The organism is Streptomyces sp. NPDC026589 (assembly GCF_040638385.1).
GTDB lineage: Bacteria > Actinomycetota > Actinomycetes > Streptomycetales > Streptomycetaceae > Streptomyces.
In genome coordinates this window covers 93,581-107,174 of the sequence record NZ_JBEZYG010000023.1, presented here as the reverse complement: position 1 = coordinate 107,174, position 13,594 = coordinate 93,581, and the positions used below count along the sequence as shown (strand labels likewise).

At 71.5% G+C, this 13,594-nt stretch carries 11 protein-coding genes and 1 pseudogene; 3 read left to right on the top strand and 9 right to left on the bottom strand.

Annotated elements, in window-relative coordinates; all coding sequences use genetic code 11:
• Positions 1–1,215, bottom strand: coding sequence for a metallophosphoesterase (locus tag AB0F29_RS31930; protein WP_361879426.1), 1,215 nt, complete (start codon positions 1,213–1,215; stop codon positions 1–3).
• Positions 1,216–1,653: 438 nt separating this feature from the next.
• Between AB0F29_RS31930 and AB0F29_RS31925 the strand changes: the two genes are divergently transcribed.
• On the top strand, positions 1,654–2,511 hold the full coding sequence (locus tag AB0F29_RS31925; RefSeq protein WP_361879423.1) for a PIG-L family deacetylase: 858 nt from the start codon (positions 1,654–1,656) through the stop codon (positions 2,509–2,511).
• 10 nt (positions 2,512–2,521) lie between these two features.
• On the opposite strand, the gene AB0F29_RS31920 is transcribed toward AB0F29_RS31925, so the two are convergent.
• The gene (locus AB0F29_RS31920) at positions 2,522–3,532 is read right to left on the bottom strand and encodes an MBL fold metallo-hydrolase (protein WP_361879420.1); all 1,011 of its coding nucleotides are present in this window, start codon (positions 3,530–3,532) and stop codon (positions 2,522–2,524) included.
• A gap of 83 nt (positions 3,533–3,615) precedes the next feature.
• Positions 3,616–4,509 (bottom strand): serine hydrolase, encoded by an 894-nt coding sequence (locus tag AB0F29_RS31915; protein WP_361879417.1) that lies wholly within the window; start codon positions 4,507–4,509, stop codon positions 3,616–3,618.
• A gap of 30 nt (positions 4,510–4,539) precedes the next feature.
• On the opposite strand from AB0F29_RS31915, the gene AB0F29_RS31910 reads away from it, so the two are divergent.
• Positions 4,540–5,517: a LysR substrate-binding domain-containing protein gene (locus tag AB0F29_RS31910; protein WP_361879414.1), complete on the top strand. Its 978-nt coding sequence runs from the start codon at positions 4,540–4,542 to the stop codon at positions 5,515–5,517.
• A 166-nt stretch (positions 5,518–5,683) separates the two neighbouring features.
• On the opposite strand, the gene AB0F29_RS31905 is transcribed toward AB0F29_RS31910, so the two are convergent.
• The 6 genes from AB0F29_RS31905 to AB0F29_RS31880 all read right to left on the bottom strand — a co-directional run bounded on the left by AB0F29_RS31905 (position 5,684) and on the right by AB0F29_RS31880 (position 12,745).
• Positions 5,684–6,520, bottom strand: a complete 837-nt coding sequence (locus tag AB0F29_RS31905) for a class I SAM-dependent methyltransferase (RefSeq protein ID WP_361879411.1) — start codon at positions 6,518–6,520, stop codon at positions 5,684–5,686.
• Between the two features lie 117 nt (positions 6,521–6,637).
• On the bottom strand, positions 6,638–7,546 hold the full coding sequence (locus tag AB0F29_RS31900) for a class I SAM-dependent methyltransferase (RefSeq protein ID WP_361879410.1): 909 nt from the start codon (positions 7,544–7,546) through the stop codon (positions 6,638–6,640).
• 111 nt (positions 7,547–7,657) lie between these two features.
• Complete coding sequence (locus tag AB0F29_RS31895) at positions 7,658–8,746, bottom strand: NAD(P)-dependent alcohol dehydrogenase (protein ID WP_361879407.1); 1,089 nt, start codon at positions 8,744–8,746, stop codon at positions 7,658–7,660.
• A 2-nt stretch (positions 8,747–8,748) separates the two neighbouring features.
• Positions 8,749–10,158 (bottom strand): aldehyde dehydrogenase family protein, encoded by a 1,410-nt coding sequence (locus AB0F29_RS31890; protein ID WP_361879404.1) that lies wholly within the window; start codon positions 10,156–10,158, stop codon positions 8,749–8,751.
• Between the two features lie 8 nt (positions 10,159–10,166).
• The gene (locus AB0F29_RS31885; protein WP_361879401.1) at positions 10,167–10,919 is read right to left on the bottom strand and encodes a (5-formylfuran-3-yl)methyl phosphate synthase; all 753 of its coding nucleotides are present in this window, start codon (positions 10,917–10,919) and stop codon (positions 10,167–10,169) included.
• Between the two features lie 254 nt (positions 10,920–11,173).
• Positions 11,174–12,745 (bottom strand): ABC transporter substrate-binding protein, encoded by a 1,572-nt coding sequence (locus AB0F29_RS31880; protein ID WP_361879398.1) that lies wholly within the window; start codon positions 12,743–12,745, stop codon positions 11,174–11,176.
• A 569-nt stretch (positions 12,746–13,314) separates the two neighbouring features.
• Here AB0F29_RS31880 and AB0F29_RS31875 point away from each other — a divergent pair.
• Positions 13,315–13,509, top strand: a pseudogene (locus AB0F29_RS31875) (adenosine kinase); the annotation flags it as partial.
• Positions 13,510–13,594: the final 85 nt, after the last annotated feature.

Genomic DNA, 13,594 nt, shown 5'->3' with positions numbered 1-13,594 from the left:
TCAGTCGGCCGGCTGCGGGGAGCGGAGCACGAGCAGGGTGATCTCGCTGGGGGCGAAGACGCGGAAGGGCGGGCCCCAGAAGCCGGTGCCGCGGCTGGTGTAGAGGAGGGTGCGAGCGCCGTGGCGGCTGAGGCCGGCGACGGCCGGCTGGTCGAGGCGGACCAGATAGTGGAAGGGCCAGATCTGGCCTCCGTGGGTGTGGCCGGAGAGCTGGAGGTCGATGCCGTGGGCCGCCGCGCGGTCGATGAACTGGGGCTGGTGGGCAAGGAGGAGCACGGGCAGGTCGGGGTCGGCGCCTTGGAGGGCTCCGGCGAGGTGGGCGCGGTGGCCCGCCAGTCCGGAGGACTCGGCGGTGACGTCGTCGACGCCGGCGACCACGAGCGTGTCACCGCCGCGTTCGAGCAGCAGATGGCGATTGCGCAGCGGCTCCCAGCCCAGCTCGTCCATCAGGTCGACCCAGCCCTGGGCCTCGCTGTAGTACTCGTGGTTGCCGGTGACATAGACACGGGCCCGGGTCGCCCGCACGGTGCCCAGCGGTGCGGCCTGGGCGCGACGGCGTTCGGCGGTGCCGTCCGCGATGTCGCCGGTGTGGCAGACCAGGTCGGCCTCCAGGGTGTTCACCGTCTCGCAGACCCGCGCCGACCAGCGGGCCCGGTCGAGCGGACCGTAGTGGGTGTCGGTGATCAGGGCGACCCGGGTCCCGTCCAACCCGGCTCCCAGGCGCGGCAGTCGAACGTCCAGGCGGCGCACCCGCGGCACGCGCCGGGCCTCGGCGTACCCCCAGACGAGCAGCACGGCGGCGACGCCGAGGACGGCCCAGGTGACGATGCGCGCCCGGTCCTGCCCGTCACCCGCACCGGCCACGGTCAGGGCGAGCCGGAGCAGGACTCCGAGCAGTACGGACCAGGTGAACAGGACCCAGATGCCGCCCAGCAGCGTGTCACCGATGATCGCCGCCCGGTCCCGCTGGCGCCGGCCGTGGCCGCGCACCATCGCGAGCGGCATAACGGCCAGGCCGAGGACGAACAGCGCGGTGCCGGTCAGGGTGACGGGCAGCGGCCAGCGCTGGCCGGTGTGCAGAAGGACCCAGCACGGCACGGCCCACAGGAGGACGGGGGCGATCAGAGGGACGTAGCGCATCAGACGCCGCAGTCGGCTCCGCTGGGCCTCCGGCACTTCACTGGCGGCGGATCGGGTGTCGCTCGTCTCGGTCACGCTTCCCCTCCTGAGGTTCTGTCCGGCGGATCGCGCCGTGTCGCGGCCGGGCGGCGGCCACCGCACAACGGGGTCGTCGTACGGGCCGTCGGCCCGCGGCCCGGCATGATCCGCCGCCCGTGCCCCGCTTCCGCTCCGGCCTCGGCTGCCGGAGCCTCCGGGACAGCTCATTGTGCGCTGTCGCCGCAGCACCGGAGCCCCGAGGGGGCCGCGGGCGGTCTCCGTCGGGAATCGTCGGCCCCGTCGGGAACAGCCGGCCGGGTCGGCGCGGTTGCACCGTTCGAGGGACCGGCGCCGTGCGGCGGGGGACACGGAGGCCGCTGGGTCGTCCGCCCCGTCGGGATCCGGGCCCTGGGATCGCGGTAGCACGCTCGCCGCCGGCCCGAACCACGACGTATCTCGACGTATCTTGACGTATCTCTGCGGGAGGACCCCTTCATGACCGACCGGCCCTTGACTCTCATGGCCGTGCACGCCCACCCCGACGACGAGGCGACCGGAACCGGAGGAGTCCTGGCGCGGTACGCGGCGGAAGGCATCCGCACGGTTCTCGTGACGTGTACCGACGGCGGCTGCGGTGACGGGCCGGGGGGTGTCAAGCCGGGCGACCCCGGACACGACCCGGCGGCCGTCGCCTCGATGCGCCGTCGGGAGCTGGAGGCGAGCTGCGAGGTCCTCGGGGTCAGCGATCTGGAGACGCTGGACTACGCCGACTCCGGAATGATCGGCTGGCCGAGCAACGAGGCCCCCGGATCCTTCTGGCAGACCCCGGTGGAGAAGGGCGCCGCCCGACTCGCGGAACTCATGCGGCACTACCGCCCCGACGTCGTCGTCACCTACGACGAGAACGGCTTCTACGGCCACCCCGACCACATCCAGGCCCACCGCATCACGATGGCGGCGCTGGAGATGACCGAGCTGACGCCGAAGGTGTACTGGACGACGATGCCCCACTCGATGCTGCGGCGGTTCGGGGAGGCCATGCGCGAGTTCCACGAGGACATGCCGCAGCCGGACGCGGAGCCGGAGCGGCAGCCGGATCCGGCCGAGGCCGACGCGATGACCGGGATCGGCCTCCCCGACGACGAGGTCACCACGTGGGTGGACACCACCGCGTTCAGCGGCCAGAAGTTCGACGCGCTGGCCGCGCACGCCAGCCAGGGCGACAACATCTTCTTCGTCAAGATGGGCAAGGAGAGGTTCGGCGACCTGATGGGCACGGAGACCTTCGTACGCGTCCAGGACTCCACCGGCGCGGCCCTGCCCGAGAAGGACCTCTTCGCCGGACTCCGCTGATCCGTCACCCCTATGGGGTGGACGTGCCGGCGCGCATGTCCGCGCCGTACGTCGTGCGGTAGTCCGGGACGACGATGCGGCTCGTCGGGGACTCCCGCTGGACCTGGGCGGCGAACCCGCTCAGGTCCATCACCGGGTCGCGGCGCGGAGGTTGGCTCAGCGGCTCCTCGAAGTTGTCCCAGTGGACGGGAACGACGACGCCCGGCCGGTCCAGGGCGTGCAGCAGCCGGGACGTATAGCGGAACGTGGCGGCGCTCGACGGTACGGCGATCATCGCGAGGTCGGGGCTCAGTCCCCGTACGGCTTGTTCGGAGAAGTCGCTGGCGCCCATCAGGAACGCCGACGGGCCGCCGCTCCCCACCGTCACCTGGAAGGCCAGGGTGTCGCCCTCCGGCAGATCGGAGATGGTCCTCGGCGCCGCCGCCGGGGGAGCGTTCAGCGTGCCCGGGGCGAAGTAGGAATGCCGCTTGTTGCGGCTGTGCAGGCTCGGCACGACCTGGACGGTGATGCCGTCGAAGTCCAGGACCTCGCCGCCCTTGACCACCGAGATCTGACCGGGGTCGACGCCGAACGCGACCAGCAGATGGAACGTCGTCTCGGTGCCGACGACCCGCGCGCCGGTGGACTTGGCGATGTGCGGCACGTCGGCGATGTGATCCCAGTGCGCGTGGCTGACCAGGACGACCTCGGGGCTGCCGACGTGCTCCCGCACCAGCGCGGGATCGGACCTCAACCTCGTGTCCGGCTTGAGCCCTCCGTCGAACAGGCCGGTTTTGAAGCGGGTGATGTACGGGTCGAAGAGCACCGTCCGGCTGCCGACGTCGATGCGCCAGCCGGAGGTGCCCAGCCACCGGAAGGATGCCGAACCGGCCGCCGGGGCCCCGTGACCCGCCGCGGCGGCGGTGGTCGTGGCGGAGAGCAGCGGGGCCGCCGCGCCGATCGCGGCGCCGCGCAGCACCGCGCGTCGGCCGAATGCCTGGGTGCGCCGCTGCGGACGCTGTACGTCTGTGTCCTCGTTCATGGCGTCAGGAGATCAGGACAGGGCCCTCTTCGTCCAAGATCAAAATTCGGGTGGCGTCATACGTGAAAGCATATGATTCCACGTCAGAACCCTTTGCACCGCAGGGAATCGACGGCGAGCCGGGCCGTGGCGCCGATCGCGGCGTCCACCGCCGTGCGTGAGGCGGCCAGCTCGCGCGTACGGGCGAAAACGGCGACCGCGTAGCGGCCGCCGTCGGGATACCGGACGACCCCCGCCTCCAGGTGCAGGCCGGGCAGGGTCCCGGTCTTGGCCGCGATCGTCACCTCGTCGGGGAATCCCGAAACCAGCCGGTGCCGGAACGCCTGACGAGCCATCAGTTCTCGTACCCGGGCGCACGCTTCCGGCGGACCTGCCTCGTCCCGCCAGACGAGGCGCAGCAGCCTGGTGACGTCCCTGGGCGTGCTCGCGTTGGTCCGCAGCGGATCCAGCACGCCCAGGCGCCTTTTGCGGTCGTCCGGCAGCGCGGGGTACCGGAGGGCGAACTCGGCCTCGTCGCGCGCGCCGACCTCGGCGAGCATCGACTCCAGTACGTCACGGGGGCCACCCACGACGCGTGTCCTGTCGAGCCCGAGCTCCTCGGCGAGGAGCCGAAGCGTGTCCAGGCCGACGCGTGCCAGCAGCAGATCGGCCGCCGAGTTGTCGCTCACCGAGAGGGCGAAGAACGCCAGATCGCGCAGCGACAGCTCGACGTCGTCCGCACAGCCCGCCGTGCCCCAGCCGCCGAGCCGGTCGGCCGCCGTCACCCGCACCCGCTCACGCGGGTCGAGCTGGCCGGCGGCCACCTGTCGGGCGAACTCCAGGACCAGCAGCACCTTGAAGACCGAGGCGACCACGACGGGCTCGTCGGCGCCGACGGTCACCTCCCCGTCGCCCGGTCCCGCCTCGACGGGGACCGCGTGCAGCAACCCCTCGGCACCCGCCCCCGCGAACATCTCGCGGATCCGTTTCTCGACCATCGGTTCGCTCCTCGCATAAGGTCACTGACTGTGGATCTCCTACGCCACCTGCGTATCTTCGTCGCCGTCGCCGACGAGCTGCACTTCAGCCGGGCCGCCGACCGGCTCGGCATGGCCCAACCGCCCCTCAGCCAGGCGGTGCGCAGGCTGGAGAAGGACCTCGGAGCCGCCCTGTTCGACCGGTCGCAGCGTCAGGTCCGGCTCACCGCCGCCGGCCTGGTGCTGCTGGACGAGGCCCGCGAACTCCTGGCCCGCGAGGAGCGGTTACGGACCCTGGCCCGCCGCGCCGGCGACGGCGGCCTGGGCACGCTGCGCGCGGGCGTCCCACCCGACACCACGGTCTCCACGCTCTCCGCACTGCTCTCGGCCTGCGCGGGGCACTCCCCGGGGCTGTCCGTCGATCTGCAGGAGATCACCACGGAGGAACAGCTGCGGCTGCTCGCTTCCGGCGGGCTCGACGTCGGCCTCGTCCATCAGCCCGTGGACGCCACCGAGCTCCGCCTCGGCCCGGAGGTGCGCGCGGAGTTCGGCGTCGTGCTTCCCCGCACGTCGCCGCTGGCCCGGCTCCCCGAGGTGGCGCTCGCCGACCTGTCCGGCCACGATCTCGTACTCTTTCCCCGTGCCCAGGCTCCCGGTTGGTACGACCGGATCCTCGACTCCTGCCGTGCTGAGGGCTTCGTGCCCGGCCGGGTCCGGCACGCGTCCAACCCCGAGTTCCTGCTGGCCCTCGTCCACGCGGGCCACGGCGTCGCCTTCGACCAGGGCCCGGTGGCCCGCAAGGAGCCCCGCGTCCTCTGGCGCCCCCTGGCGGGCCGCCCGCTCACCCGGCGGACCACCGGCGCCTGGCCCGCCGACCGTTCCGCCCACCCGGCCGCACCGCACTTCGCGGAGCTCGCGGCCGGTGTACTGGCACGCGACCGGTCGGCGACGCCGCACCACGCCGCCGGCCCACGCCCGCCGGACGGGCCGCCCCGCCCCTGGTCGGTGGTGTACGACGAGCCGAGCTGACGCGGAGCCGGCCCGCGGCCCCGACGCGGTGCGACCGGCCGCTCAACCGATGTCCTGTTCGCGTTCACGCCCGCGGCCTGCCCCAGCGCGCGGTAGCGGTCGAGGGCCCGCGGATCCCCGACCTGTTCGGCCGCCGCGAGTGCGGCGCGGAGAAGGGGCACTGGCCTCACCGGGCACGCTGTCCGACACGCAGGACGCTCAGATAGCGGCGTGACGCTCGGTTGCCCATGCGCGTGCGAATGCGCTCGGCGATGGCGTCGAGCAGCGGCTCACGGGTATCCCGGTCGAGGCTCCGATACAGCGACAACGAGCGAAGGTGATCGCTGAAACCATCCCCGTCGAACCACTGGACGGTTGGATACCAGCGGACGATCGTCGGGCCGAACAGTCCTCCGGGATCGTCGACCGAGCCCCATCCCTCCTCGGTGGTGCGCACCTCGTCCTCCAGTGGTGGATGACCCCAGCCGGGATTCCCGGGGCAGAACCGCTCGTGCAGATCGGCGGTCTCGGCGTACACCTCCGGCTCCCCGGGCAGGCGGACGACGACGTGGCCGAGCAACGCCGTCCAACCTCCGGGGGAAACCACGTCGTGCGCTCGCCGCCAGCCGATCGACGGGTCGATCCAGTGCCACGACGACGCGGCGACGAGGACATCGAAGCGCCGACCGCGATCGTCCCACTGCTCGAATGCCGACCTCTCGATGTCGACGTTGCGGAAGGAGGCGAGCCGCCGGCGGGCGAGCGCGGCCATGCCCGCGCCCGGCTCAAGGGCGGTCACCGAGCATCCGAGCGCTGCCAGCGAACGCGTCGCCTGACCGGTACCGCAGCCCACCTCCAGCACCGACGACCCTTCGTTCAAGCCGGTGACGGTGACAAGGTCCGCGAACAAGTCGTCGGGGTATCCCGGCCGAACCCGGTCGTAGAGCTCCGGCACCTCGTTGAACACGCGGCCCAGCGCATGGGGATTCGGGGGATTCAGGGGCATCTTCGGATCACCGGTCACGAGGGCACAAGCTAGGGGGCTTTTCCACGAAGACGCCACTTTTCCATCCGCAGCCGCTGACACATTCAAGGCCGCCGACGCGGCAGGCACGTACTCGAACGCGTACACGGCCGACGTCTACCGCCGGGGCTTGTCCGCGAAGACCCACCGGTTGCCCGCCAGCGCGTCGTTCGGCTCGGGCAGCGGGCCGCGTCCGTGCAGGCGGGTGAAGTCGAAGGGGGTGTGGACCGAGGCGGACCAGCCCCTGTCCGTCAGCGCCCCCGCGGAGTCGGGCCGGGGGTTCCTGTCGAACAGGTCCAGCAGGTTGATACCGATCTGCTGCGACGTGGCTGTGTAGAGCGGGCTGTCGCGGTACTCCAGCAGATCCCTGTCGAGCTTGACCTCGAAGGCCAGCGCGCTTCCCTCCGCACTCAGCCGGTCCACCGTGTCGATGAGGTACGTCTCGGCGGCGGGCGGCAGATAGAACAGCAGGCCCTCGGCCAGCCAGACGCTCGGCGCGGCGGGGTCGAAGCCGACGCCGGGCAGGGCGCCGGCCCAGTCGGCGCGCAGATCCATCGGGACCGGTACGCGTGCCGCCTTCGGGGTGGCCGAAAGACCGTCGAGCACCCGGTGCTTGAACGCCAGGACCTCCGCCCGGTCGATCTCGAAGACCACGCAGCCGGGAGGCCACTCCAGCCGGTACGCACGCGAGTCCAGCCCCGCCCCGAGAAGGACCACCTGGCGGGCGTTCCCCGCGTGCACCGACCGGAGGAGGAAGTCGTCGAGGACCCGCGTCCGCAGTCCGAAGTACCGTGCGAACCGGCCCCACAACGGGTTCTCGTCCCCGTCCGGGACCTCCCGCGGGTGGACCGGCCAGCCCTGGGACACCGGAGCCCCGAGCACGAAGTGCTCCGCGAAGGCGTCCTGCGCCAGGCTGTCGGGGCGGTGTGTCTCGATGGCCCGTGCCGCGGCGACCAGGAGAGCCGTCGCACCGATCCCTCCTTCCACGCCCTTCACACCGTCGTACCGGTGCGCCGTGTCGACCATGTGCACTCCCTTGGTGGTGATGGAGACGACTAATGGATGGAGACGACTGAGGTTGGAGACGACCGGCAGCAGCCGTGCGAAGAAGTGCCCGCTGAGCAGCGCGGCGCGGCCCTACGGAATGAGGACCGGCTTCACCACACGGCCCGCGTCGCAGTCGCGTTCGGCCTCGTTGATATCGGCCAGCGGGTACGTGCGGATCAGCTGGTCGAAGGGGAACCGCCCGGCCTGCCACAGCCCGGTCAGCCGGGGGATCAGCAGCGCCGGGACCGCGTCCCCCTCGCAGATGTGGGAGATCTTCCGGCCCCGGTCCAGGGCCCCCGGTTCGAGCGGCAGATGGGTGTGCAGCCGTGCCACCAGGCCCAGGTGGCCGGTCGGACGCAGCGACCGGAGCGCGTCGTTGATCAGCCGGGCGGAACCCGTGGTGTCCAGGGCGTACTGAGCGCCGCCGTCGGTCAGCCGCTGGACGCGGCCGGGAAGGCCGGCCGACGCGGCGTCCAGCGGAACCGCACGGAACCGCTCGGCCTGGGCCAGTCGCTCCGGGTGCCGGTCGACCGCCACGACGAGAGCCCCGGCGGCGGTGGCGGCCATGACCGCGGCCAGACCCACGGCCCCGGCGCCGAAGACCGCGACGGTGTCACCGGGGCCGACGCCGAAGGAGTTGATCACCGCCCCGGCGCCGGTGAGGAAGCCGCAGCCGAGCGGGCCGAGCAGTTCGAGGGGGAGAGAGGCGTCGACAGGCACGGCGTTGCGGGCCGGGACCATCGCGTACTCGGCGAACGCGGACTGGCCGAACCACCGGGGCGCCAGCACTTCCCCTGCCCCGTCGGTGAGCCGGGCCGCGCTCTCGGCGCGCCCACCGAAGAGGTTGAGCGCGGCGAACCGGTCGCAGTAGGCGGGGGCCCCGCCCAGGCAGCTCCGGCACCGCCCGCAGGAGTCGAAGCTCAGCACCACATGGTCACCGGCGGTCAGGCCGGTGTCCGGGCCGCCCGTCTCCACGACCACCCCGGCCCCCTCGTGGCCGAGCACCGCGGGCAGCGGCGAGCGGCCCGCCGAGCGGCGGACGGCGAGATCGGTCCGGCACAGCCCGCAGCCCGCGATCCGGACCAGGATCTCGCCGTCGGCCGGCCCCGCGTCCAGGATCACCTCCTCGACCGCGAACGGGGCCTCGTAACCGCGCAGTACCGCCGCGCCGAACCTCATCGTCAGGCCTCCCGGGGACGGTGCACGACGAACGGTCTCAGGTTCCCGTACAGTCCCCACGGCCCGCCCGCGACGCCGACGCCGCTCTCCTTGGCGCCGGCGAAGGGCTGGGCGAGGGACAACTCGGCGTGGTGGTTGATCCACGCCGTCCCGCACTCCAACCGGTCGGCGACCGCCTCGGCCCGGTCCAGATCGGTCCCCCAGACCGAGCCGCCCAGTCCGAAACGGGTGGCGTTGGCCGCCTCCACGGCTTCGTCGAGGCTTCCGTACGGCAGTACCGGCAGGACCGGACCGAACTGTTCCTCCGTCACCACCGGGCTGTCGGAGCGGACATCGGCCAGGACCGTCGGGGCGTAGAAGTAGCCCGGCCGGTCCAGCCGGTGGCCACCGGCCACGGCCCGGGCCCCGTCCGCCAGGGCCCTGGCCGTGTAGCGCTCCACCCGGGCCAGTTGGGCGGCGTTGTTGAGCGGCCCCAGCTCCGTGGCCCGGTCGAGACCGGCTCCGACGACCACGCTCTTCGCCCGTTCCGCGAGGGCCTCGACCACTCGCGCGTGGAGCCGGGCCGGGGCGTAGACGCGCTTGACCGCCACGCAGACCTGCCCGCAGTTGCGGAACGCCGCCCAGAACAGCCGGTCCGCGATCCGCTCCACGTCCACATCGTCCAGCAGGATGGCGGCGTCGTTGCCGCCCAGTTCCAGGGTGACCTGGGCGAGGCCGGCCGCCGCCCCCGCCGCGACGGACCGCCCGGCGGCGACCGAACCGGTGAAGGTCACATGGCGGATCCCCGGGTGCGACGCGAGGCAGGCGCCGAGCGGTTCCCGCCCGGTGACGACCGTCAGCACGCCCTCGGGGAGGGTGGCGGACAGGACGGATCCCAGGAGCCGGGTGGCCAGCGGCGTGAACGGGGACGGCTTGAGCACCACCGTGTTGCCCGCCGCGAGCGCGGGCGCGAACTTCGCGGAGGCGAGCTGGAGCGGGAAGTTCCACGGGACGATGGCGGCGACGGGCCCCAGCGACCGCCAGCGGACCTCGCTGCGCACCGCCCGGCCGTCGGCGATCGTACGGGGCTCGGGGACGCACTCGGCGAACCAGCGCAGGCGAGCCGCCGTGCGGGCGACCTCCGCGTACGACTCGGCCAGTGGTTTGCCCTGCTCACGGGTGAGCAGGGGAGCGAGGTCCGCCCCGGCCCCCTCCACGGCGTCGGCCGACGCGAGCAGGGCGGCGGTGCGGCCGGCCGGGTCGGACCGCCAGCCCGGCCAGGCCTCCTGGGCGCGGCCGACCACCGTGTCCAGCTCCTTCGCCTGCTGGTCGGGAACCTCGCCGAAAGGCTCGCCCGTCGCCGGATCGAGGACGGTGAAACGCTCACCGAGGGGTGCGGGACCTGGCCGGTGCGGCTGCGGCTGCTGCTCCACGGCGGCGGTCAGCTCGCGGCCGGGGTGGCCGCGAACTCCCGGGCGTGCCGGTCCATCTCCGCCCGGAAGGCGGCCACCAGCCGCGGCTGGATCCTCCCGGTGTCGCGGTCGCCGCCCTCGCAGACCGCCCCGCGCACGCCCACGATGTCCGTTCCGATACGGGTCAGCGTGGCGAGGTCCGCCGCCTTGACGCTGCCCGCGAGGGCGGCGAGCAGACCGGCCCCGTGGGCCAGCCGCACGAACTCCGCGCAGGCCTCGGGCGGCACATGGTCGAACAGCCGGGTCCCGTCCTTGACCGCGGTGTCCAGCATGGCCGCGTCGGATCCCGAGCGGCGGGCGATGTCGGGCAGCGCGAGCGGGTTGACGCAGCCGATCCGGTGGGCGTCCGCGTATCCCGAGGCGACGACGAACGCGTCGGGCCGGAAGTCCTTCACGGCCCGGACGACCCCCCGCATGACGTCGATGGCCTGGTCGGGCGTCGTGCATCCGTAGAGGCCGACCTTGATGTAGGTGGCTCCGGAGACAGCCGCGCCGAGCGCCGCCTGGGCCACCGTGCCGGGCTTGTACGGCACGTCTCCGACGGTGGCGGACACCGGCTTGTCCGCGGGGACCACTCCGCGGATCTCCCTGATGACCCACGGGAAGTTCGCGCCGAGTGACCCCTCGTCGGGCTTCTTGACATCGACGATGTCGAGGTGTTCCGCCGCCTTCGCACACGCGAGAGCTTCCTCGACGCCGTCCGGGGAGATGAGAAGCAGCAACGTGGATTCCTTCCACCGCGTGTTCACCCGCCGAACGGCGGGTGCGCGGAGCAGCGGGGATCTGGTGCGGTCGGCTCATCCTCGCGGCGCCGCACGGGCCCCGGCAGGGCGTGAGCGATGGCGAAGGGGGCACTGCACCGGCCTGCTCGCGCCCCCTGTGGCGCGCCGTTCACCTCGGCCTCCGCCGACGGAGTCTGCCGGTGAACAACGGGGCGTTCCACGCAGTGCGACTCCAGCCGCTGCCGCCACACGCCTCAGTAGGCAGTGCTGAGTTCCCAGAAGCGGAAGACGGTCGACGTGTCCAGGCAGTTCTGGAGCCCTCGGACGTTCTCGTGGGCGACCGCGTACTGCTTGCCCTGCCAGAGCGGCAGGATCGGCAGCTGTCGCGCCACGATGTCCTGCAATTTCATGTACTCCTGCCGCGTGTTCGCGCGATCCGTCATGGACGAGGTCCGCGGAATGATCCGGTCGACGATCTCCTCGTTGTCGTAGTTGTTCGACAGGACGTTGCCCTCGCCGAAGAACGGCTGGGTGAAGTTGTCAGGATCGGGGTAGTCCGGCACCCAGCCCTTGACGTAGATGCCGTACTTCCCTTCGGCGATGCCTTTCTCGTAATCGCCGAAGGGGACGGACTTCATGCGGGCGTCGAAGAGCCCGCTCCGGTTCAGCTGATCGGCGATGGCGCCCAACGCGTCGTCGGTGGCCGGCCCGTACCGGCTCGGGGTGGACCAGAGCGTGAGTCTCACCTTGTCCGCCATACCGGCTTTCCGGAGCTCCGCCTTCGCCTGTTTCGGCTTCGGGCTGTCGCCGTAGGTGTCGAAGAAGGAGGTTCCGTGGCCGGTGATGCCTCCCGGGATGATCGAGTAGAGCGGTGCCGCCGTGGACTGGTAGACCTCACTGACGAGGGAGTGGCGGTCGACGAGGTAGGCGATGGCCTTCCGGACGGCGAGCTTGCCGACGACCGGGTCGTCGACGTTGAAGACCATGTGCTGGACTTCGGCGCTGTTGCCCTGGACCACCTCGATGCCGTCCTTCTCCGCGGTGGACGCGGTATCCAGGTCAGCTATCGCCTTGGCGCTGAGGCCGCGGTAGGCGATGTCGACGTCGCCCTTCTCCAGGGCCGACCGGAGGGCCTGCTGGTCACCTCGGAAGAACTCCAGGGTCACGCCCGAGTTCTTCACCTCGGCGGTGCCCTGATAGCCCGGATAGACCGAGAAGACGGCTCTTCTCTTGTCGATGGAGTTCAGCCGGTAGGGCCCGGAACCGACCGCCTTGCCACCTTCGAGCAGGCCGTCCTCGGGATAGACCCGACGGTCCACTATGGAACCGCCCCCCGAGGCGATCTTGCTGGGGAACGTCGCGTCGGGCACCTTGAGGCGGAAGACGACGGTCCTGTCGTCCGGGGCGCTGATCGACGAGATCGTGGAGAGCAACGGTGCGGGGCCCGCCGGGTCGTTGATCCTGATCGTCCGGTCGAAGGAGTACTTGACGTCCGCCGACGTGAGGCCGTTGCCGTTGCTGAACTTCAGCCCGTCACGCAAGGTGCAGGTGTACGTTCTGCTGCCGTCGGAGAACGCGCACTTCTCGGCAGCCTCCGGCACGGGAGTGGACGCTCCGGGCGGGAAGCTCAGCAGGGACTGGAAGACGTTGTTGAACAACAGCCAGGACCCCGGGTCGTATCCCGAGGCCGGATCCGTGGCGAGGACGTCGTCGGACATCCCGACGGCCATCGTGCTCTCGGAGTCCGCGGAGCCGCAAGCCGCCAATAACATCGCTGCCAGTCCCCCGGCGATCAGGGTGCTCGGCCGCCTTGTACGAACCTTCACAGAACGTTCCTCATGCTCTCGGCCGGCCGCGTGGGGGGTGTCCCCGGACAACCGGATCAGGTCGGAAACGACAGCGAACAGCGCGACCGTCCAGCACTGTCGGCCCGACCGGGCTCGATCGCGGACCGACGGACTGTGCGGACTCGGTGTTCGTCAGGAATTCTTCACGCGATGACAGGCCACCGAATGCCAGTGGGTGAACTGCGGTTGGGAGGTCGATGTCAATCGCGTGGTGTTGTTGGCAATCTACTTGTATAACGCGATGCGCGCTGCCGCATCGGACGAAAGGAATCCTCATCCAACAGCTTGCGAACGCGCTGGACTTCCCCCGGTGACGTGGACTGTCCGGGTACCTCCGCGATTTATCCCTTCAAGCGGGACGCTTCCTACCTCTGTATAACCTGTCGGGGTATACGAACAGATTGAGGGTCCGCGGGTGAACGCCGGACGATCGGATATCGCCATCGAGTTGCCCGAAGGTTCCGGGTGGGACTGGAATGTCCTTTCCTGGGACGGTGGTCGATGTATCGGGAGCAATCCGGCGGCGCCGGGCGTTCCTCGGCCCGTACGGCGCGGGCGACGCCTACGCCTCCGGCTTCCTCTTCGGCCGGTTCATGGGCGAATCCTTCGAGCGGTGCGCGCTGTACGGCGCGATCGCCGGGGCCCACGCCTGTTCGGTGCCCGCGACCGGTGGCGCCGCGATCGACCGGGCCGCGCTGCTGGCGGAAGCGGCCGCCCTGTCAGCGGTGGAAGCCGATCGGTGAACGCCGGAGCGGACGACTTCCCCGTGGAGCGGGCGCGGCCGGGCTCCCCGATCGTCACCCGCTTTGCTCTGCCGTACCGGCCTGC

Coding starts and splice junctions, on each gene's coding strand:
- AB0F29_RS31920 (WP_361879420.1), bottom strand. CDS start 3,532: ATGAACGAGGACACAGACGTACAGCGTCCGCAGCGGCGCACCCAGGCA.
- AB0F29_RS31900 (WP_361879410.1), bottom strand. CDS start 7,546: ATGGTCGACACGGCGCACCGGTACGACGGTGTGAAGGGCGTGGAAGGA.
- AB0F29_RS31925 (WP_361879423.1), top strand. CDS start 1,654: ATGACCGACCGGCCCTTGACTCTCATGGCCGTGCACGCCCACCCCGAC.
- AB0F29_RS31915 (WP_361879417.1), bottom strand. CDS start 4,509: ATGGTCGAGAAACGGATCCGCGAGATGTTCGCGGGGGCGGGTGCCGAG.
- AB0F29_RS31895 (WP_361879407.1), bottom strand. CDS start 8,746: ATGAGGTTCGGCGCGGCGGTACTGCGCGGTTACGAGGCCCCGTTCGCG.